Annotated in this window: 13 protein-coding genes and 1 pseudogene; 7 read left to right on the top strand and 7 right to left on the bottom strand. The window is 62.5% G+C overall.

Annotated features, from left to right (window positions below; genetic code table 11):
• The first annotated feature begins 11 nt into the window (after positions 1–11).
• From TZ03_RS02140 to TZ03_RS02130, 3 genes are read left to right on the top strand one after another with little or no spacing between them, the layout of a single operon-like run.
• The gene (locus TZ03_RS02140; RefSeq protein ID WP_321163296.1) at positions 12–1,658 is read left to right on the top strand and encodes a DUF1302 domain-containing protein; all 1,647 of its coding nucleotides are present in this window, start codon (positions 12–14) and stop codon (positions 1,656–1,658) included.
• Between the two features lie 8 nt (positions 1,659–1,666).
• The gene (locus TZ03_RS02135; RefSeq protein WP_051095521.1) at positions 1,667–4,081 is read left to right on the top strand and encodes an efflux RND transporter permease subunit; all 2,415 of its coding nucleotides are present in this window, start codon (positions 1,667–1,669) and stop codon (positions 4,079–4,081) included.
• Positions 4,082–4,091: 10 nt separating this feature from the next.
• Complete coding sequence (locus TZ03_RS02130; RefSeq protein WP_051095520.1) at positions 4,092–5,054, top strand: WD40/YVTN/BNR-like repeat-containing protein; 963 nt, start codon at positions 4,092–4,094, stop codon at positions 5,052–5,054.
• 393 nt (positions 5,055–5,447) lie between these two features.
• Here TZ03_RS02130 and TZ03_RS02125 read toward each other — a convergent pair whose 3' ends face one another.
• On the bottom strand, positions 5,448–6,317 hold the full coding sequence (locus tag TZ03_RS02125) for a phytanoyl-CoA dioxygenase family protein (protein WP_051095519.1): 870 nt from the start codon (positions 6,315–6,317) through the stop codon (positions 5,448–5,450).
• Between the two features lie 291 nt (positions 6,318–6,608).
• Here TZ03_RS02125 and TZ03_RS02120 point away from each other — a divergent pair, with 291 nt between their 5' ends.
• Both TZ03_RS02120 and TZ03_RS28190 read left to right on the top strand, forming a co-directional pair.
• Positions 6,609–7,808, top strand: coding sequence for a PucR family transcriptional regulator (locus TZ03_RS02120; protein WP_051095518.1), 1,200 nt, complete (start codon positions 6,609–6,611; stop codon positions 7,806–7,808).
• Between the two features lie 80 nt (positions 7,809–7,888).
• Positions 7,889–8,437, top strand: a pseudogene (locus TZ03_RS28190) (TolC family protein); the annotation flags it as partial.
• Between the two features lie 318 nt (positions 8,438–8,755).
• Here TZ03_RS28190 and TZ03_RS02110 read toward each other — a convergent pair.
• A complete protein-coding gene (locus TZ03_RS02110) occupies positions 8,756–9,313 on the bottom strand; it encodes a TetR/AcrR family transcriptional regulator (protein ID WP_051095517.1) in 558 nt (185 codons plus the stop codon).
• 284 nt (positions 9,314–9,597) lie between these two features.
• Here TZ03_RS02110 and TZ03_RS02105 point away from each other — a divergent pair, with 284 nt between their 5' ends.
• Positions 9,598–11,148 carry a sensor histidine kinase gene (locus TZ03_RS02105; RefSeq protein WP_051095516.1) on the top strand — a complete coding sequence of 517 codons (1,551 nt, stop codon included), beginning with the start codon at positions 9,598–9,600 and terminating at the stop codon, positions 11,146–11,148.
• A gap of 164 nt (positions 11,149–11,312) precedes the next feature.
• On the opposite strand, the gene TZ03_RS02100 is transcribed toward TZ03_RS02105, so the two are convergent.
• Positions 11,313–11,954, bottom strand: coding sequence for a 3-oxoacid CoA-transferase subunit B (locus tag TZ03_RS02100; protein ID WP_051095515.1), 642 nt, complete (start codon positions 11,952–11,954; stop codon positions 11,313–11,315).
• An 8-nt stretch (positions 11,955–11,962) separates the two neighbouring features.
• Positions 11,963–12,658: a 3-oxoacid CoA-transferase subunit A gene (locus TZ03_RS02095; RefSeq protein ID WP_051095514.1), complete on the bottom strand. Its 696-nt coding sequence runs from the start codon at positions 12,656–12,658 to the stop codon at positions 11,963–11,965.
• 254 nt (positions 12,659–12,912) lie between these two features.
• Here TZ03_RS02095 and TZ03_RS02090 point away from each other — a divergent pair, with 254 nt between their 5' ends.
• Positions 12,913–15,216: a methyl-accepting chemotaxis protein gene (locus TZ03_RS02090; protein WP_414860295.1), complete on the top strand. Its 2,304-nt coding sequence runs from the start codon at positions 12,913–12,915 to the stop codon at positions 15,214–15,216.
• 109 nt (positions 15,217–15,325) lie between these two features.
• On the opposite strand, the gene TZ03_RS02085 is transcribed toward TZ03_RS02090, so the two are convergent.
• The 3 genes from TZ03_RS02085 to TZ03_RS02075 all read right to left on the bottom strand — a co-directional run bounded on the left by TZ03_RS02085 (position 15,326) and on the right by TZ03_RS02075 (position 19,973).
• A complete protein-coding gene (locus TZ03_RS02085; RefSeq protein WP_051095512.1) occupies positions 15,326–16,945 on the bottom strand; it encodes an MFS transporter in 1,620 nt (539 codons plus the stop codon).
• A 167-nt stretch (positions 16,946–17,112) separates the two neighbouring features.
• Complete coding sequence (locus TZ03_RS02080; RefSeq protein ID WP_082056521.1) at positions 17,113–19,113, bottom strand: amidohydrolase; 2,001 nt, start codon at positions 19,111–19,113, stop codon at positions 17,113–17,115.
• Positions 19,114–19,280: 167 nt separating this feature from the next.
• Positions 19,281–19,973, bottom strand: coding sequence for a hydrolase (locus TZ03_RS02075; RefSeq protein WP_051095510.1), 693 nt, complete (start codon positions 19,971–19,973; stop codon positions 19,281–19,283).
• Between the last annotated feature and the right edge of the window lie 193 nt (positions 19,974–20,166).

Raw genomic sequence — 20,166 nt, 5'->3', positions numbered from 1 at the left:
CGAGAGCCAACATGAAAAAAATAATTACGAAAGCGTCAGGCCTTGTCATCGTGTGCGCAACCCCACTGGCAATGGGGTTCACATTTGAAACCGAAACCTTCAATGGCTCCTTCGATTCCACGATCACCGCAGGCATGGGCCTGCGTACCGAGTCGCGGGGCTGCAACCTGATCAACCAGGGGCCGACCGGGCACAATGTGCCTTCCGGCTGCCTGGCGCAGAGCTCCGGCGTGGCTGACCAGGGCGACCTGAACTACGACCGTGGCGACATGTTCACCAACTACCTCAAAGGTACCCATGAGCTGTTGCTGAAGATGCCCGAGGACGTCACCTTCATGGCGCGTGGTACCTGGATCCGCGACTTCGCTGCCACCGATACCACTGGCACGCTGTCGTTCAACACCCCTGAGAGCGTGGGCAGCAACGGGCTGAGTGACGACGCCCGCGACGACCTCGCCTTCAAGGCTCGCTTGCTGGACCTGTGGGTGAGCAAAGGCTTCGACGTGGGCGGGCAGCGGGTCCGCGCGCGCTTGGGCAACCAGGTGATCAACTGGGGTGAAAGCCTGTTCGTGGCCGGTGGTATCAACAACACCAACGCCTACGACTACCAAGCCTTGGCGCGCCCCGGCGTGCAGCTCAAGGAGGCCGTGCTGCCGGCGCCGATGCTCAGTGTCGCGTCGGGCCTTGGCTCTGGGGTGAATATCGAGGCCTATTATCAGTTCCGTTGGAACAAGAGCGAATTGCCGCCGGTGGGCAGCTACTGGTCCACCACCAACGCGCTGGGTGAGGGCAGGGGGGACTACGGGTTCTCCGAGAAGGACGCCCGCGACAGCGGCCAGTGGGGCCTTTCGCTACGCTGGCAGCCGGAGGACAGCGACATCAACTATGGCCTCTACGTGATGCGTTATCACGACAAGCTGCCGTCATTGCGCGTTGCCATTCTTGATCCGAACACCTTCGCCGCGGCCCCGACCTGGGAATACCAGGAAGACCGGATGATGTATGGCATCAGTGCCAACATGCCGATCGGTGACTGGGCCGTCGGTACGGAGCTGTCGTACCGGCCGAAGGACTCGGTCATGCTCAACCCGGTCATCGACCTGTGTTCTAGCAACGGCGGCAAATGCTGGAAGGACGAAAAGAAATTCCAGTGGCACCTCACCGGTCTGTACAGCTTCACGCCTTCCAACTCACCGACCTTGCTCGACTTCACCGGGGCCAGCACGGGCACCTTGCTGACCGAGTTGGTGGTCATCAAATACCCAGGGCTGCATGACCAGGTCAATGGCGAACCACTCGCCGCGGGGCTCAATACCTGGCAGCTGGACCCTGCGACAGCGCCCAAGTCCCGTGGCGACAAGACCTCGTCGGGCATCAACCTGGACTTCAGCCTGACCTATGACGGCACGTTGCTGCCGGGCTGGCAGGTCACGCCCGGCGTCTTCTATTCGCGTTCGCTGGGGGGCAGAACGCCGAACCTGAGCGCGACCTTCACCGAAGACGCGAGCAGCATGAACCTGTACCTGAACTTCGTGCGAAACCCGGCCAGCTGGCAGATTTCCCTCAACTACGCGAAGTTCATGGGCGGCGAGACGCCCTACGACCAGCTTTATCGTGACCGCGATTATGTCGGCATCGCGATCTCCCGCACCTTGTGAGGCCTGCCGTGAACGGTTCTGTAAAGCTATCTGAAGCCCCGGCACGTGGCCTGTTGGCACGTGTCGAGGGTGTGTTGTTCGGGTATCGCCGGCTGGTGCTGGCGAGCCTGGTGGTGTTCACGCTGATCATGGCCTGGTTCGCCGTGCAACTGCGCATGGATGCCGGCTTCGAAAAGCAATTGCCGATAGGCCACGAATACATCAAGACATTCGAGGCCTACCGCAATGACTTGCTGGGGGCGAACCGGCTGACCCTGGTGGTCAAGGCCCGACAGGGCGATATCTGGAGCGCCCCCGGCCTGAAGCGCCTGTATGACGTCACTCAGGCGGTGACCTTCCTTCCGGGCGTGTCGCGCAGCAGTGTGCGTTCCCTGTGGACGCCCAATGCCTTCGTCAACGAAATCACCGAAGAAGGTTTTCGCGCGGATCCACTGGTACCGGGGACGGTTTCTCCCGAGCACCTGGATGACCAGATAATCGCGACGATCGCCAACTCCACTGCCCAGGGCGGTTTCATCGGCACGCTGGTTTCCCGTGATCAGCGCAGTGCGATGATCACGGTGGAGCTCAACGAGTACGACACCCAGGGCGCCCAACTGGACTACGTGGCGTTCAACCATCGGCTGGAGAAAGAGATCCGCCAGCAGTTCGAAGATGGCGATTTCGAAATCCAGATCATCGGTTTCGCCAAGCAGATCGGCGACATCGCCGACGGAGCTTCCGCGGTGCTGGAGTTCTGTTTGCTGGCACTGCTGCTGACAGCGGGGGCGGTGTACTGGTATTGCCACTCGCTGCGTTTCACCTTGCTGGCGTTGGTCTGTTCGCTGGCCTCGCTGGTCTGGCAGTTTGGCAGCCTGCGCTTGTTGGGGTATGGCCTCGACCCGCTGGCGGTGCTGGTGCCCTTCCTGGTATTCGCCATCGGCGTGTCCCATGGCGTGCAGCAAATCAACTTCATCGTTCGCGAGATCGCCATCGGCAAGAGCGCCGAAGCGGCGGCGCGTTCGAGCTTCACGGGTTTGCTGATCCCCGGGACGCTGGCGCTGGTGACCGCGCTGGTGTCCTTCGTGACGCTGCTGTTGATCCCGATCCCGATGGTGCGGGAACTGGCGATCACAGCCTCGCTTGGCGTGGCCTACAAAATCATCACCAACCTGGTGATGTTGCCGTTGATGGCGTCCTTGCTGCGCGTCGATGACAAGTACGCGGCCGCCCAGGAAGTTTCCCGGCAGCGTCGTACCCGTTGGCTGCGTGGCCTAGCCCGGCTCGCCGAACCGCGCAAGGCGCAGTGGGTACTTGGCGCGGCCTTGGTGGTGTTTCTGGTGGCGATCTGGCAAAGCCACGACCGCGTCGTTGGCACGCTGCAGGCAGGTGCGCCGGAGTTGCGCGAGGACTCGCGCTTCAATCGCGATGCGGTCTCCATCGCCAGCAACTACGACATTGGCCTGGACTGGCTCAGCGTGGTGTTCGAAGTCAATAAGGCCCCCTCCGGCGAAGACAGCCAGGTGGCCTGCGAGGATGTCGCCCTGGGCCAGTACCAGGATCGCTTTGTGTGGGCCATGCAGGGGGTGCCCGGCGTGCTGTCGGTCGCGTCCTTCTCCACCAACATGCGCCAGTTCAACGAGGGTTACAACGAAGGCAACCCGAAGATGGCGGCGGTGCCTATCGACCCGATGAACTACGCCGCGCTGGCCACCGAGGTTGCGCGCACGCCCGGGCTGATGCGCACCGACTGCAGCATGTCGGCGGTGCACCTGTACCTGGCAGACCACAAAGCCACGACCATCAACCGAGTGGTGGACGCCGCCAAGGCGTTTCGCAGCGAGTACCCGATGCCAGGCGTTTCGGTGCGCCTCGCTTCCGGCAACGCCGGCGTCCTGGCCGCCATCAACGAGGAGGTGGAAAAAAGCGAAACCCCCATGCTGCTGTATGTCTATGCCGCCATCGCATTGCTGGTGTTCGTGGTGTATCGCGACCTGCGAGCGGTCCTGGTGTGTTGCCTGCCGTTGACCATCGGCACCTTCATTGGCTACTGGTTCATGAAGGAGCTGCAGATCGGCCTGACCATCGCCACCTTGCCGGTGATGGTGCTGGCGGTAGGCATTGGCGTCGATTACGCCTTCTACATCTACAACCGCCTGCAACTGCACCTGGCCCATGGGCAGTCGATCACCAAGGCGGTCGAGTACGCGCTGCTCGAGGTGGGCGTAGCCACCATTTTCACTGCCATCACCCTGGCCGTGGGCGTGGCCACCTGGGCGTTCTCGGAGCTGAAGTTCCAGGCCGACATGGGCAAGCTGCTGGCCTTCATGTTCATCGTCAACATGGTCATGGCCATGACCGTGCTGCCGGCTTTCGCTGTCTGGCTGGAGCGGGTATTCCCGCGTAAACGCCCCGTGCGCATGATCGGCGCGTTGGTGCACTGAGGAGAGAAGCATGCGATACATGGGTTCATTGACCGCGGCCTTGTTCGCAGCAGCACTGCCGCTGGTGCCGCTGCAGGCCGCGCCGTTGCAGGCCGTGCCGGCCGTACAGGCGAGCAATGCCACGCAGGCCACCATGCTGGCCGCCGGCTGGGCCGGGGAGCGCGTGGTTGCCGTGGGCGACCACGGTGTCGTGTTGTTGTCCGACGACCAAGGCAAGCAGTGGCGCCAGGCGCGCTCGGTACCGCTGTCCACACCGTTGACGGGGGTGTCGTTCGTCGATGCCAAGCGCGGCTGGGCGGTAGGCCACTGGGGTGCGATCCTGGCCACCACCGATGGCGGGGAGTCCTGGCAGGTCCAGCGCTTGGCCACCGAAGAAGACCGGCCGCTGTTCGCCGTGCACTTTTTCAATGCCCGGCAGGGCGTTGCGGTAGGCCTCTGGTCGTTGGTGCTGACCACCGAGGATGGGGGCCAGACGTGGGCAGAGCAGCCGGTGCCAGCCCCGCCCGGGGCCAAGCGGGCCGACCTCAACCTGATGGGGCTGTTTGCAGACAACCGCGGCACGCTGTACGCCACGGCCGAGCACGGGCAGGTGCTGCATTCCGATGACCACGGAAAAAACTGGCGTTACCTGGATACCGGCTACGAAGGCACCCTGTGGTCGGGCGCGGTACTGGCCGACGGGCGTCTGCTACTGGGTGGCCAGCGTGGCACCTTGTTGCAGGGCTCTGCCGATGGCAAGGATTTTCGCAGAGTGCCAACCCAAGGCAAGGGCTCTGTCACCTCGGTAGCGGTAGCCGGTGCTCGGGTACTGGCGGTCGGGCTGGATGGGTTGAGGGTGCAGAGCAGCGATGGCGGGCACAGTTTCGAGGAAACGCAGTCGGTTGATGGGCTCTCGCTGACGGCGGCGCTGTTCAACGCCGATGGCATACCGGTTCTGTTTTCACGTCGTGGGGTAATGCCCTACCAGGAGTGAAGGGCTGGCTGGGAAATATTCCCCGAGGCATTTGCAGCTCCTATGCGATCGAGCGCCGCCCGCGCGGCGCTTCGCGGGACAAGCCCCACAGGAATAGTGTGAGCTCGAAACCTGCACAGCACCTGTGGGAGCAACTGTCTTGTATTGCCTGGACTGGCCTCATCGCCGGCAAGCCAGCTCCCACCTCGACCGCATCGACCTCAAATCCTGTGCAATACCTGTGGGAGCTGGCTTGCCGGCAATGAGGCCAATATAGGCAATACAAAACTCAAGTCATGTGCAAAGGGCGAAGCGCCGCGCGGGCGGCGCTCGATCGCACAGGCGCTGCAACTACGTCTGGGCATTCGGGTGGTCGTGGCACCTTCAGGCCAGACAAGCCAGCGTGGCAGGTTTCTAGAGTTGGAGGTAGTCAGCCAGGTCTGCGTAGTTATGTTGCCACAGGCCTGGGCTGCCATTGGGGTACTGAGAGCGGAAGCCGAGGATCTTCTGAACGCGTGGAGCAAGCGTCCTGACTACCTCGAGCGGCACGATCAACGGATACGCTTCTTCAGGCGTGATGATCGAAGCCTGCATCGGGATGGTCAGCCCGCGACGGTAATAGTCAGTGGTCACGTTGGCCCCGCCACCATGAACGACTTTGCCGCCGAACAGCACGGCATCCCCTGCTTTCAATAGAGCAGGGATCGTCATCTCTGGGGTTCCTACATCGTCGAAGTCATCCCAGTCCTGGCTCCCGGGGATCAAGCGCGTGGCGCCGTTTTCTTCGGTGAAATCGGTCAGCGCCAGCATCAGGTTGGTGATGGCGCGTGGTGCATGTTTGTTCATGGCCACGAACGGTTGGTACTGCGCCATGTCACGGTGCAACATTTGCGCTGTGTTGCCTGGACCGATCTCGATCAACTGGGCCGTGGTCAGCCACCAGTCACCGCACTCCGGGGCGTAAAGCACGTTCCCCAGTTCGTGGAAGAGGTCGTCATCGAGGATTTCCTCACGAAAGGTTTTGCTGTGGGTAACGAGGTTGGTGAGCCGTTTGGTTCGATGGCCATGGAACTCGGCGATCAGCTCGTGTTCGTGCTTGGAGCCGGCATCGAGCGCGGCCAGGGGGGCTTCGAGTTCGTCGTTGATCCGTACGACTTGTTCGGCGGTCAAGAAGTTGCGGATGATGACCGCACCTGCTTGGTCGCTCAGCAGCGCAATCTCTTGCGCTGAAGTCGAGCGGGTTACAACGGGCAGGCTGGGCAAGGTATCGCGAGAGGCTGACATTGAAAGCACTCCAGATTGAAGGAACGGTTGGCGCAGGCGGGTTGATGCCCGGTCAATGGGCATCGGCGAACAAGCCCGCTTGCCACTGCGCTAAACCCAAAAAAGAACATGGAGCGTCACGGTGCCTCCTTGTATTTTTTGTTCAGGCAGTGAGTTCATGCTAGGTTTCCACTGACCTTGCGCCAAGGTACAAACTGCACCATTTTCCATGGAATTTTTGAGTGATTTGCACTGCCCATGACCAGTACTCCATCCCCCTGGCCACGCCCATCGGAAGCCGTTCGTGAGCTCATGCGCAAAGGCGCCGAGCTCGCTCAGGCGCTGCCGCCTGCGTGGGTCGAACGCCTCAATCAGGCGCTTTTCTCTTCACCGGAAGATGCCAAGCTGCTGGAGGACCCGGTCATCCTCGCGGCGTGCCGGCGCGCCAACCGGGCAGAGTTGCTGCACTGGGCGAACGCCAATCTGCAACGCCCTGGGGAGCCGGTGGAGCCCTACGTGTCTGCTGACATGGTGGACACGGCCAGGGAGCTCGCCCGCAGGGGGCTGTCCGAACTGCTGATGAATGTTGCAAGGTCGACACAGAACGCAGCCTGGGACCTGTGGATGAAGATGGCCTTCAGCCTGACGCAGGATCCCGCGGTGCTCGAGGAGTTCCTGCAGGTCTCGTCGCGGTCGATCTCGGAATTCATCGACAGCAACATGCGTGTGGTGACGCAGATCATCCTCGAAGAAAAGAGCGCCCAGGCCCATGACGACCCTATCGATAAACGCAGCCTGGTCAGCCGGCTGCTCGATGGCAGGGATGTGGACGCGGAGCAGTTCGGCAGGCGACTGGGCTACAGCCTGGCTCAGAGGCACCATGCCTGCCTCGTCTGGAGCGAAACCCCGGACGCGGAAATTCGCCCCCTGGAAGATATGGCGCGTGCGCTGGCGCAGCTGACGGGCACGGTAGCGCCTCTGATCGTATTCGCGGGCCCTGCGACCCTGTGGGCCTGGAGCAATGCGGCAAAGCCGCTGGACCTGAACCTGCTGCAAGGCGTCGCTCGGCAATTTCCGAAGGTACGCGCGGCAATCGGTTCGGCGGGCGCGGGGATGAATGGCTTCCGGCGCTCGCACCTGGAAGCCTTGACCACCCAGCGGTTGATGGGCCGCTTGGCGGGCTCACCCGCTGTTGCCACGATCGATCAGGTGAGGATGGTGTCGCTGATGACCCAGGACGCCCGCGCGGCCAGGCAGTTCGTCTTGAGCACCCTGGGACGCCTGGCGACTGAGCCCACGGTTCTTCAGCATTCGTTGCACGCCTTCCTGGCCAATGGCTGCAACATCACCCAGACCGCCGAGGTGCTGGGTACGCATCGCAATACCTTGCTGCGCCGGCTGGAGCGCGCCCAGGACCTGCTGCCTATCCCGCTTGCCGACCATCGCATCCAGATCGCCGCTGCCCTTGAGCTGGTGATCTGGAGCACGCCACTCGATGGCGACGACCAATAGCATTCATCTCCTTCCTTTGACGCAATAGCGTTCACGCTGTTGCCGCAGGCGGGCGCTCAACGTGGCGCCCGCGTTGCAATGCCCTGCAAAAACGCGTTCTCCAGCATCGTAGCGCTCTGGCGTTGGTCGGCCAGCGACGCGCCGTCGGCACGGCCACGGCGCTGGACCATCAGGAGGCGTTGGGGCTGGTCGAGCAGTCCCGTGCCGAGCTTGAAGTCACCGTGCGTCAGCAGCGCCAGGCCTACAACGCGCTGGTGCTGTTGCTGGGCAGTGGCGAGGCGGTCAAGGCGATTGTTCGACGCCGGGCGCAACCGTGCCGGGCTCAGCCTGGCCGAGGCACGCAAGGACTCGGCGGTGGCCGCCTATGAAGGCGCGATCCAGGTCGCCTTCCGCGAAGTGGCCGATGCGCTGGCTGCCACCGACACCCTGCGCCGCGAGCAAGCCGCGCGACCCTGGCGCTGGCCAAGGCACGTTACGAGGGTGGGGTGGACAACCATTTGCCCTACCTGGACGCCCAGCGCAACAGTTACGTGAACGAAGCAGCCTTCATTGAAGCCAGTACCCAGCGACAATTGGTGCTGGTCGACCTGTTCCGCGCTCTCGGTGGCGGGTGGCCGAGCCAGGGCTGAAACAGCCTCCTTTGGTTGGCATGTCCAGCTACCTGGCCCCAGGGACCGATGCCCTGGGGCTTTTTTTGAGTTCGCCACAGCATTTTTAGCGGCGGTGAGATGGAGCGCCGCCCGCGCGGTGGATGGCACCGGCTTTGCCGGTGTTCGCGGCTAAAGCCGCTCCCACAGGTATAGCGTGAGCCTGAAACCTGCACCGTACCTGTGGGAGCGGGTTCACCCGCGAAGCGCCGCGCGGGCGGCGCTCGATTTACGCACCACCTCAGAACCCAAACCAAGCACTTGGTAGCCCTTACCCAATCTAGGGCTGGCGAAGTCAGGTCAGCGAGCGGGTGCCGAAGCGCCGTCGAGGAATAGAAGTTCCAGTGTCTGCACGGAAGTCGCTCTGGCCGCCCGCCCGCGCCGTTCTGCATCAACGATGCCGTACACCATGCTCAGGAACATTTCGGTGAAGATCGCCGCGCTGATATCGATGCGGAAGGCCCCCGCCTGTTGACCACGCAGGAAGAAGGCATCCAGGGCGTCGGCGTAGGCCCGCCACGGGCGATTTGCCTCGCTGTCGTCGAACGAGTCCGGGCGGTACTGGAAGAGCAGGAAGATCATCATCTCGCGATGCTTGAGGTGCTCGACGATGAGGCGATGCAGAGCTGTGCTCGGGTCGCTGCCGTGCAGGTCAGCGTTACCGATGACCTGGAAGAGGACCTGGTCGCCGTAGCTTTCCAGCATGTTCACCAGGTTGTCACGGGTTCCACAGAAACGGTGCAAGGTCGCCTTGCTCACGCCCGCCGCCTCGGCCAGCTCCTTCAATGTGGCTCGGGGGTGGACGACAATCGCGTCGCCCAGCGCTTTGAGCAGGCGCTCATCGGTAGGGAGGTGCATCAGAAGATTCCACACTGCATCTCGTGCGGCCATTGTGAATGAAAACGACCCCTGGGGCACCCATTTGAGTAAATAATGGTTCAGCCAAGGCTTGTGAGTCGCAGCAGGGCAGGTGCTTGCCTGCTGGCACCAGGCATTGCCTTCCTCGACGTGCCAGGTCGAGGGAGGCGGCGAAGCTCAGGGTGGCAAACCCGAATAGCGTCTATGGTTTCAGGGCAATAAGCGAAACGCTGGCACTGCAGCGGAAACAAACTGTCTGCGCTGCGCATCAGGATGGAGAGGTCATGCAACAGCTACCGCCGGACGAGACCATTCGGGCTGCTTTGAAAAAATCCCACGCCAGGCTGCACCGACAGCATGAGTTGGTTGTGGAATTCGGCGTTATGTCCCTCAAGGGCGATGACCTCGATGCTCTGCTCACGCAAGCGTGCACCGTGGTGGCGGAGGGCATGAACACTCGATTCTCCAAGATCCTTCAGCCGCTTGCGGACAGTGATGACTATGTCCTCTCACATGGTGTGGGTTGGGACGAATCGGATATCGGCCATGCCACCGTGGGCGGTGATATTGCCAGCCCGGCAGGGTACGCGCTCTCCACGTACCGTCCCGTCCTGTCCAACCACCTGGGTTTGGAGGAGCGCTTTCGTACCCCGGACCTGTTGAAAAAGTACGGGATCGAACGGGCCATCAACGTTCCAATACGCGGGCCGCTTGCGCCATTCGGCGTGCTCGAGGCGGACAGCAGCGAAGGGGATGACTTTATTGAAAGCGACCTGGTATTCATGGAAGGCATTTCCAACGTCATCTCCCTGGCGGTCGAGCGCATAGCAGCAGGCGCTGAGGTGCCTCACCCCGATCCTTATTCGGAAAGCTTCCTCAATGCCAGCCCGGACTGCGTGAAGATCCTGTCGCCCGGTGGCGAGATTGAGTTCATGAATGAAAAGGGTCTGGAGCTGATGCACCTAGCCGCTCTATCCGACGTCAAAGGTCAGGCCTGGTCCCGGTTCTGGCCTGATGAGTCCAAGCCGCTGGTGCTGGACGCGCTGTCCAAGGTGGCTGCAGGCGAGGCCGCGAGGTTCGAAGCATACCTCCCGACCGCTCCCGATGAGCCCAAATGGTGGGATGTGACGGTGGCGCCGATTCCTGGCGCAGACGGCCAGCTGCAAAGGATCATCGCGGTGTCCAGGGACATCACCGAGCGTCATCAATATGAGACACAATTGCTATCGCTGATCGAAGCCCATAATTCCCGGCAGAGCGCGAGCGACCTGTACCTGGAAGAGATCCACCATCGGGTGAAAAACAGTCTGCACCTGGTTAATACATTGCTGCTCCTGCAGGCGAACCTCACGCCGGATACGCAGGTGAAGCATCAGCTGGAGACAGCGGCAGGTCGTGTCGTAACCATCGCAAGCGTACATGAGCGACTTTATCACTCCACCACAGACAAAGGTGTAAAGGCTGCGGACTACCTGAGTGCACTGGTCGGGGATCTCGGCAAAGCGCTGGCTGATCGAGATATCGTACTGCAGACCGATGATTTCCTGTTGCCGCCCGAGCGGATGGCGCCTTTGGGCCTGGTACTTTCTGAGCTCGTCACCAATGCGTTGAAGTACGGCAAAGGCACCGTCGAGGTCTCGGTCAAGCATGCGGGCGACCATGCGCGGCTAACGGTAAAGGACGAGGGACAAGGTTTTCCGGACACCTATCCAAAACCCACGGGCACCGGTCTGGGCATGCGGTTGGTGAAAAGCTATTCGGGGTATGGAAGCTCTGCGGTAAGCATCGAGCGAGTGGAAGGCAAAAGCTGCATTCACGTGCGCTTCAAACTCTAGAGGTAGTTGGAGCGAGCTAGGAAACCTGATGGGGCAATGGGGCTGCTTTGCAGCCATCGCAGGCAAGCCAGCGCCTACACGAGTGCGCGCAGGCAGGAAAGGTCAGTGCAAACCATCGGCATTGCCACACCGGCAAGCGGGCGCTTGCCGGTTCGCTGCGCCGATCACTTGATCAGCGGCACACCGCTCAGCTTCTGCAACTCGTCAAAGTCGATATCTGCACAGATCTCAACCACTTTCAGCCCTTCAGCCGTCACTTCCAATACGGCCAGGTCAGTGTAGATACGGCTAACGCACGCAATACCCGTCAGCGGGTAGGTGCACTCGGGCACCAGCTTGCTTTCACCCGTCTTGGTCAGGTGGTCCATCATCACGAACACCTGGCGGGCGCCAGTGGCCAGGTCCATCGCGCCACCCACGGCAGGGATCGAACCTTCGGCACCGGTGTGCCAGTTGGCCAGGTCGCCTTTTACCGACACCTGGAAGGCGCCGAGCACGGCGATGTCCAGGTGGCCGCCGCGCATCATCGAGAACGAGTCGGCGTGGTGGAAGAAGGCGCCACCGGTCAACAGAGTCACGTGCTGTTTGCCGGCGTTGATCAGGTCGTCGTCTTCCTCGCCCGGTGCCGGGCTTGGGCCCATGCCCAGCAGGCCGTTTTCGCTGTGCAGGAACACTTCCTTGTCGCCCAGGTAGTTGGCCACCAGGGTCGGTGCGCCAATGCCCAGGTTTACGTAGGCACCTTCCTGGATGTCTGCGGCCACGCGCTGGGCCATCTCGGTGCGGGAGAGCTTTTTGGTGATGGTCATGGCAGGCCTCAGATAGCGTTGGCAAGCGAAGCAGCGCCAGTGCCGGTGACGGCGACCACGCGCTGGACGAAAATACCCGGGGTGATGATGTGTTCCGGGTCCAGTTCACCGAGCTCGACCACCTGGTCGACCTGAGCAATGGCGGTCTTGGCGGCCATGGCCATGATCGGGCCGAAGTTGCGTGCGGCCTTGCGGTAGGTCAGGTTGCCCCAACGGTCGCCCTTGTGCGCCTTGATCAGTGCGAAGTCGGCGTGCAGCGGCATTTCCAGCACGTACATGCGCCCGTCGATCTCACGGGTTTCCTTGCCTTCGGCCAGCAGCGTGCCGTAGCCGGTCGGCGAGAAGAATGCACCGATGCCTGAACCCGCTGCGCGGATACGCTCGGCAAGGTTGCCTTGGGGCACCACTTCCAGTTCGATCTTGCCGGCGCGGTACAGTTCGTCGAACACGTACGAGTCGGACTGGCGCGGGAACGAGCAGACCACCTTGCGCACGCAGCCCGCCATGAGCAAAGCGGCCAGCCCGATTTCGCCGTTGCCGGCGTTGTTGCTGATGATTGTAAGGTCGCGGGCACCGGTGGCGATCAGGCCATCGATCAGCTCGGACGGCATGCCGGCAGTGCCGAAGCCGCCGACCATAATGGTCGATCCGTCGGTGATCCCTTCCACCGCGCTGGCGATGGACTCGTGCGTTTTATTGATCAAGGCGAGCTCCTGGTTTTTCCTGGAGTTGTGGTTGTCGGACTGGCCGGCGCGCGTGAAGCGATGGGCCTGTCAGCACTTTTCAAATGCTTGCTGACTTCGCTATAGCGTGCCGCAAGATAGGGCAACAGTAGAGGGGGGGATGGCGGAATTTGTGCGATTATCGAACTGTTGTGCGATCTGCGAGCAGTTCTGCAGCAAACTTTTCGGACTTCAATTGAGCCGGTAGTGCTTTCATGATTGCCCCTTGATGGTGCATGCCAGGGGTATCCAGATCGTTCTTGCACCGGCGATGGGCAGCGAATACGCGAAATCACCGATTAATCACCTTGCTCGCGCGGTTGGCGTGCGACTTGCTGTCAGAGTGCTATCTGATGTCGTGTATGGTGAAGATAATGTCGCTTTCCAGTAGTTCCATGCAGTTGTCATCAAGCGAGAAGAGCTGGCTGCCCTGGTTCGGCAAAACCGGCAAGTTCAACATGGGCTGGGCGTGCCGCCTGAACCGGGCGAACTACCCGCAGATCGAGCAAACCTTCGAAGCCATTGCCCAGACCCGTATGCGTTTGTTGCATGAGTGGGCGCGCGAGCAGTGGGAACATTTGGCTGAACTGGCAGAGCAGCTGACACCAGGCTTTGGCCAGCCCGACAGCAGGCAGCTACGGGACAAGCTGGCCCAAGTCGAAGACTTTTCCGAGCTGTTCGTCGTCGATGTTACCGGCAACGTTATGGCCTCGACCTGGCCACAACGCGGTACGCCGCGTATCGAACACACCGCAGCGCTGGCCCAAGGGCTGAAGGCGCCATTCCTGCACGGCCCCTACTGCGACCCGTTGACCCTGAGCATCGGCCCATCGTCGTCGCGCTTTCACGATGAAGTGACACTGATGTTCTATCAGCCTGTGAAGGCGGGCGGCAAAGTACTCGGTTGCCTGTGCGGCCGGGTACCCAACGATGTACTGGGCGACCTGATCCAGCGCGAGGCCGGGCACATCTTCGCTGAGTCGGGCGACAACTACCTGTTCATGGCGCAGTCGCGCTTCGACCCGGCGATCCAGCCCGGCACGGCACTGTCGCGCTCACGCTTCGAAGACGCCACCTTCACCCACGGCGAGAACCTGAAAAGCGGCGTGCATACGCCTTGGGCCACCGTTCAGGTGCAGCGGCACACCGAGCTGGAGCTGCGTTTCACCGATCCTTCAACCCGGGAGTTGCACCCGGGTGTGCGCGAAACCATCCGTTGCGGCGCCAACCTGTTCGTCACCTATCCGGGGTACTCCGACTACCGTCATGTGCCGGTAGTGGGCAAGGGCGTGACCTTCCAGTTGCCGGGCTCGCCGGACCGTTGGGGGATGATGTGCGAGGCGGACCTGGAGGAGGTGTACCGCCGCCGCTCGCTGAGCTATGGCTTGATGAAGCCCTACGTTACGACCATGGCCGGCCTGTTCGGCTGTAACTACCTGGTGCAGCACTATGCTGGCTTGCCGCAGAGCCTGAACGATGCCATTGAAGCCTTGAGCATGCTCGCCGCCACGTTGCTGTTCGGCGTGCTCGGCCCGCGCCGTCTGGCTGCGCGCCTGAACGGCATGAGCGGCGTGCTGCGTACCATCGCCGAGGGTGAGGGCAACCTGCGTCAGCGCCTGGACACCAGCACCCTGGGCAACGATGAAAGTGGCGATATGGCGCGCTGGATCAACAGTTTCATTGACCGCCTGGATGCGGTGGTGGGGCAGGTGGTCAAGGCCAGTCGCACGGTCGGCGCCACGAACCAGATGATGCTTGGCCGCAGCCAGGATGCCAGTGTCACCTCGGCTGACGTGGCCGAGGCGGTTCACCAGATGATGATCATCATGGAAGAACAGCTGGGCGAGCTGCAACAGGCCTCGGTCAGCGCCGAGCAGATGAAGCAGGCCATGGACGAAGTGGTCCGCCACGCCCGCGAGCAGTTCCTGTCGGTGCAGGCCGGTACCCAGTCGATCCGCGATGTGGTGACACGCTCGTCATCCAGTGTGCAGCGGCTCGATAGCCGCATGGTCGAGATCGACAACATCACCGGGTTGATCAGCGACATCACCAACCAGACCAACCTGCTGGCGCTGAATGCTGCGATCGAGGCGGCGCGCGCCGGGGAGCATGGCCGTGGTTTTGCGGTGGTGGCTGACGAGGTGCGCAGCCTGGCCGCGCGGACCGCGCGGGCTGCCGATGACATTCGGCGCATGGTCGAAAGCCTGCAGGGCGAAACCCGCCAGGCGGTGAGCTTCATGGAGCAAGGCGTGCAGGACGTGGACAACAGCCTGCGCCTGGCCGAGGATGCCTCATCCGAGAACGTGCAACTGCACCAGGCAGTGGAGGGCATGTTCGCGATCATCCAGCAGCTTAACCGGCGCAGCGTGGAATATGGCAAGACCATCGAGCAGGTCAACCAGTCCTCCAGCGAGATGCGCCAGACCGCGGTCGTGCTGCAGAGCAGTGCGCAGAAGGTGCGGGTGGATGCCGGCAAGTTGCAGAAGCTGGTGGGGCAGTTCGAGATCAGTGGTGTTGGCAAGGGGGCTGCTGCTGCATGAGCTTTCACGCCCAACAAGCCCACGACGTATCCTGTTCTCTGCGCGATAGCGCAGCCAAGCAGGGGGCTGCCAGCGGGATAGCGCATGACCGCGTCGAACTGCCTGGCGCCTATGCCCGCTCTTCGTTCGGGTGGTTGAACGCCAGGAAATGCCGCACCACGGGCCTGCCTTCGCCCTGATGGAAACGCAGAACTTCGCTTTGGATGTCGGCGTCCGCCCTGGAAACCCGATGATGCTGACGCAAATGTTCGGCCCAGGACTCAACCTGGAACCATTCGAGCATCAATTGCGGGTCGCTCGCATCCTCGCTGATACCCCAGGCGTAAGCACCGTCGCGCCGCCGCTCGGACGACAACCGGGCCAGCGCTTTCAGGAAGTCGGCACGGTCCTCTGTGGCGATACGGTATTCGATCTGGATCAGCACCGGCCCCCGGTCATGCTCGACCGGCGCCGCTGTCAGTGGCTCGGGCCAGTGCCTGGAAGGCACCAGGTCGGCTTCGCCCTTGGGCAGCTTGAGCCGATGGGCGACCAGGCCAGCCACAACCAGCCCGACGGCGCCGGCCAACAGCGTGAAGGGTACGCCGATCAATGTCGCCACTGCGCCCCAGCTCAGGCTGCCCGCGGTCATGGCACCGTTGAACACCGTGAGATATACCGCCAGCGAGCGGCCGCGTACCCAGTTGGGCAGGATGGCCTGCGCCACGCCGTTGAGCGTGGTCAGCGCGCTGATCCAGGCTGCACCCAGTAACAGCAACGCCACCACCGCTGCCCACTGCGGTGGCGCAAGCGAGAGAAAGACCATGACCGCCGCCGTTACTAGCGCTGCCAGTAACAGCAGGCCGTCGGCGCTCAGGTGTTCGCGCAGTTTCGGTATGATCACGGCCCCGGCGATCGCGCCCAGGCCGACGGCGCCGAGCAGGATGCCGTAGAAGCCGGCGCCACCGCCGAGCAGGCTGCGTGCGACCAGCGGCAACAAGGCCCAGACCGAACTGGCCAGGGCAAAGAAGACGAAGGCGCGTACCAGCACGACATGTAGCTCGCGGCTGGCACGGGCGTAACGTAGCCCCGCCCGGAATGCGCCGGGGAAGCGCTCGGCCAGCACATTCTGCTCTGCGACCGGCCGCCGCCACCACAACAATGCGGCGATGACGAAGACATAGGTGATGACGTCAACGCCATAAGTGAACGCCGCCCCCAGGCTTGCGAGGATCAGCCCGCCCAGTGCCGGACCGATGGCGCGGGCGATGTTGATCCCCAGCGAATTGAGCGCCACCGCGTTCTTGAGGTCGTTCTTCTCTACCAGCTCGGGCACGATGGCCTGCCAGGTCGGCCCCATCAGCGCTGCACCGATACCGCCGAGGAAGGTCAGCGCCACCAGCGAAGTGATCGACTGCAGGCCGGTGAATGACAGCAGCATCAAGCAAATGCTGACGCTGGCCAGCAGAAACTGGATGGCGATCAGGAATTTGCGCCGGTCGAGGATATCGGACAGCACGCCAGCGGGAATGGCTAACAGGAAGATCGGCAAGGTCGCGGCGGCCTGCACCAGCGCGACGGCCGCGGGCGACGGCGACAGGTCCGTCATGATCCAGGCACTGGCGACATCACGGATGAAGCTGCCGGTATTGCCAATGATGGTCGCGATCCACAGCACGGCGAAAAGCGTCTGCCGCAAGGGTGCGAAGCTACCAGCAGACGCAGAAACCGGCTGAGACGATTGCTTGCTCATGATGCCCCTCGTGCTTTCAGGTCCAAGCCACTCAGCCAGCCGCTGAGGATAATCACGCAAGCCCCGGTTCGAGCAGGCTCGCCGGCACCGCGAGCTGCGGTGCCGGCGACACGCCGAAATGCGCCATCTCGCCGAACGAGCTGGACGTTGGCATGGGGCAGTTTCCTCTACACGGCCCAGCAGGAGCAGCCCAAGGCGCCGAAGAAACTTTTGGCGTCCGACACCGGAGCATTGGACGCCCAGGCGCGCGCATGGTCATGGCCATGCAGGCCGCAGGAACTGGCGCATCCGCACGAAGCCGCGGCCTGGGCACGCAGCGGCGCCAGCGAATTCCTGCCGGCCCCATCGGGCTCGCCCCAGGCGCCGTAGCCCTTGAAGGTGCGTGTCGGCGACCAGTCGGGCATGGCGGGTGGCAGCGGGTTGTCGTCGAGCGGTGCGAAGTCGCCCGCGCCGTAGACCATGCGCCCGCCGACCACGGTCAGGTCGGAGGTGAGGAAGGAGATCTCGTCCTCGGGCACCGTGAAGTAGTCTTTGCTCGGCACGATCAGGTCGGCGAACTGGCCGGCCTGGATACGCCCGCGCTTGCCTTCCTCGTTGGAGAACCAGGCGACGTTCTCGGTCCACATGCGCAGTGCGGTCTCGCGGTCGAGCAGGTTGGCCCGAGGGTACAGGCCGAGGCCGCCGACGGTCTTGCCGGTGACCATCCACGACAGCGACACCCAGGGGTTATACGAGGCCACGCGGGTGGCGTCGGTACCGGCCGAAACCTTCACCCCACTCTCCAGGATGCGCTTGACCGGCGGCGTGGCCTCGGCGGCACGGGCGCCGTAGCGCTCTACGAAGTATTCTCCCTGGTAGGCCATGCGGTGCTGAACCGCGATACCGCCCCCAAGCGCGGCGATGCGGTCGATGGATTTCTCGGAGATGGTCTCGGCGTGGTCGAAGAACCAGTTGAGGCCGGCCAGCGGGATGTCCTGGTTGACCTTCTCGAACACGTCCAGGGCGCGCGTGATGGTTTCGTCGTAGGTCGCATGCAGGCGCCACGGCCATTTGTTCTGGGCCAGCACACGCACCACTTCCTCCAGTTCGCCTTCCATCTGCGGCGGCATGTCCGGACGCTCGACGCGGAAGTCCTCGAAGTCGGCGGCCGAATACACCAGCATCTCGCCTGCGCCGTTGTGGCGGAAGTAGTCGTTGCCCTGCTTGTACTTCACGCTGGAGGTCCATTTGAGGAAGTCTTCCTTTTCTTCCTTCGGCTTCTGCGTGAACAGGTTATAGGCCAGGCGCACGGTGATTTGACCTTCGTCGGCCAGTTTCTGGATCACCGCGTAGTCGTCGGGGTAGTTCTGGAAGCCGCCACCGGCGTCGATCACTCCGGTCACGCCCAGGCGGTTGAGTTCGCGCATGAAGTGTCGGGTGGAGTTGACCTGGTAGTCGAACGGCAGCTTGGGCCCCTTGGCCAGGGTTGCGTAGAGGATCGTCGCATTGGGTTTGGCCAGCAGCAGGCCGGTGGGGTTGCCGTTGGCGTCGCGGGTGATCTGGCCGCCCGGCGGCTCGGGCGTGTCCTTGGTGTAGCCCACGGCCCGCAAGGCAGCGCCATTGAGCAATGCACGGTCGTACAAGTGCAGCAGGAATACCGGGGTGTCCGGGGCAATGGCATTGATTTCGGCGATGGTTGGCAGGCGCTTTTCGATGAACTGCTGCTCGGTGAAACCGCCGACCACACGCACCCATTGCGGGGTAGGGGTGACGGCGACCTGCCGCTTGAGCATCTCCAGTGCATCGGCCAGCGAACGTACACCGTCCCAGCGCAGCTCCAGATTGTAGTTGAGGCCACCACGGATCACGTGGGTGTGGTTGTCGAACAGGCCGGGCAGCACGCTGCGGCGCTTGAGGTCGATGACCCGTGTGCCGGAGCCCGCCAGGGCCATGATTTCCTGGTCCTCGCCCACGGCGAGGAACTTGCCATCCTTGATGGCGACGGCGCTGGCGACGGGCTTGGCGCGATCGAGCGTGGTGATCTGACCATTACGGAAAATGATTTCGGGAACGGAATCGGTCACGGTGGACTCTCCTGTTCTGAGGATTTCGGCGACGGCGTTGCGCCCCAATACGCTACCCAGCGCCAGCGTCGAGGCGACGCCGAGAAATTTTCGACGGGATGTCATGGTTCGGCCCTCACATCCGGGGATTCGATACTGCCCGCCAAGAGGCTAGTTGCCTGGTGGGCGAGCGCCAACCCAGCTTGCTCAGGTTCGCTCGGTTTCCTTCGCCGGCGGCATGGAACCATCGGTCGACATGCGCCCGACGGTACCTGCCACGCAAGCGTGCTGGGTTACTTGGCCGGGTTGGGGCCGATGCGTTCACCGTGCTGCACACGCTCCGGGGCCTTGTGTACCATGGTATAGGCGTAGTCCACGCCCATGCCGTAGGCGCCCGAGTGCTCTTTGACGATTGCCATCACATCGTCGTAGCTGTCTTTGCGCGCCCAGTCGCGTTGCCATTCGAGCAGCACCTGCTGCCAGGTCACCGGCACGATGCCAGCCTGGATCATGCGGTCCATGGCATATGTGTGCGCTTCGACCGAGGTGCCGCCGGAGGCATCGGCGACCATGTAGATTTCGTAGTCGGTGTCGTGCAGGCACGACAGCGCGAAGGTGGTGTTGCACACCTCGGTCCACAGGCCGGAGACGACGATCTTCTTGCGGCCTGCGGCGGCGTGCCTGGCCAGTGCGTCGCGCACGTTCTGATCGTCCCAGGAGTTCATCGATGTGCGTTCGAGAAGCTTGTTCTCGGGGAATACGGCCAGCAGCTCAGGGTATGTGTTGCCAGAGAAGCCGTCGGTTTCGACGGTGGTGATGGTGGTGGGGATGTCGAATGCTTTCGCAGCCTTGGCCAGACCCACGACGTTGTTCTTCAGCACCTGTCGATCGATCGACTGCACGCCGAAGGCCATCTGCGGCTGCTGGTCGATGAAGATGACCTGGCTGTTCTGCGGGGTCAGTACTTCGAGATACTTGTTGGACATGGTGGATCTCCTTGAACGATTGACCGGGTTCGAAAAGGCGGCATGCGTTGCTGCCTGCGCAGCATTTGGCCTGTCTCTCTCCAGGTCGAATTGGTATCGATGGAAGATTCACTATAGGCAGAGTAGTTAGAGCTGAGAATGGAACCGATGGAAATCCATTGTTTCCATTTTTGCTGTTATATGTGGCAGGTTT

It is taken from the genome of Pseudomonas sp. 10-1B (assembly GCF_000935045.1).
Lineage (GTDB): Bacteria > Pseudomonadota > Gammaproteobacteria > Pseudomonadales > Pseudomonadaceae > Aquipseudomonas.
The sequence above is the reverse complement of the archived record's forward strand: the minus strand, read 5'-3'. Positions and strand labels throughout refer to the sequence as shown.

Bases quoted from the DNA above. Each gene is read 5' to 3' on its own strand.
- TZ03_RS02140 (WP_321163296.1), top strand. From the start codon at position 12: ATGAAAAAAATAATTACGAAAGCGTCAGGCCTTGTCATCGTGTGCGCA.
- TZ03_RS02130 (WP_051095520.1), top strand. From the start codon at position 4,092: ATGCGATACATGGGTTCATTGACCGCGGCCTTGTTCGCAGCAGCACTG.
- TZ03_RS02125 (WP_051095519.1), bottom strand. From the start codon at position 6,317: ATGTCAGCCTCTCGCGATACCTTGCCCAGCCTGCCCGTTGTAACCCGC.
- TZ03_RS02120 (WP_051095518.1), top strand. From the start codon at position 6,609: ATGCGCAAAGGCGCCGAGCTCGCTCAGGCGCTGCCGCCTGCGTGGGTC.
- TZ03_RS02110 (WP_051095517.1), bottom strand. From the start codon at position 9,313: ATGCACCTCCCTACCGATGAGCGCCTGCTCAAAGCGCTGGGCGACGCG.
- TZ03_RS02105 (WP_051095516.1), top strand. From the start codon at position 9,598: ATGCAACAGCTACCGCCGGACGAGACCATTCGGGCTGCTTTGAAAAAA.
- TZ03_RS02100 (WP_051095515.1), bottom strand. From the start codon at position 11,954: ATGACCATCACCAAAAAGCTCTCCCGCACCGAGATGGCCCAGCGCGTG.
- TZ03_RS02090 (WP_414860295.1), top strand. From the start codon at position 12,913: ATGCCAGGGGTATCCAGATCGTTCTTGCACCGGCGATGGGCAGCGAAT.
- TZ03_RS02085 (WP_051095512.1), bottom strand. From the start codon at position 16,945: ATGAGCAAGCAATCGTCTCAGCCGGTTTCTGCGTCTGCTGGTAGCTTC.
- TZ03_RS02080 (WP_082056521.1), bottom strand. From the start codon at position 19,113: ATGACATCCCGTCGAAAATTTCTCGGCGTCGCCTCGACGCTGGCGCTG.
- TZ03_RS02075 (WP_051095510.1), bottom strand. From the start codon at position 19,973: ATGTCCAACAAGTATCTCGAAGTACTGACCCCGCAGAACAGCCAGGTC.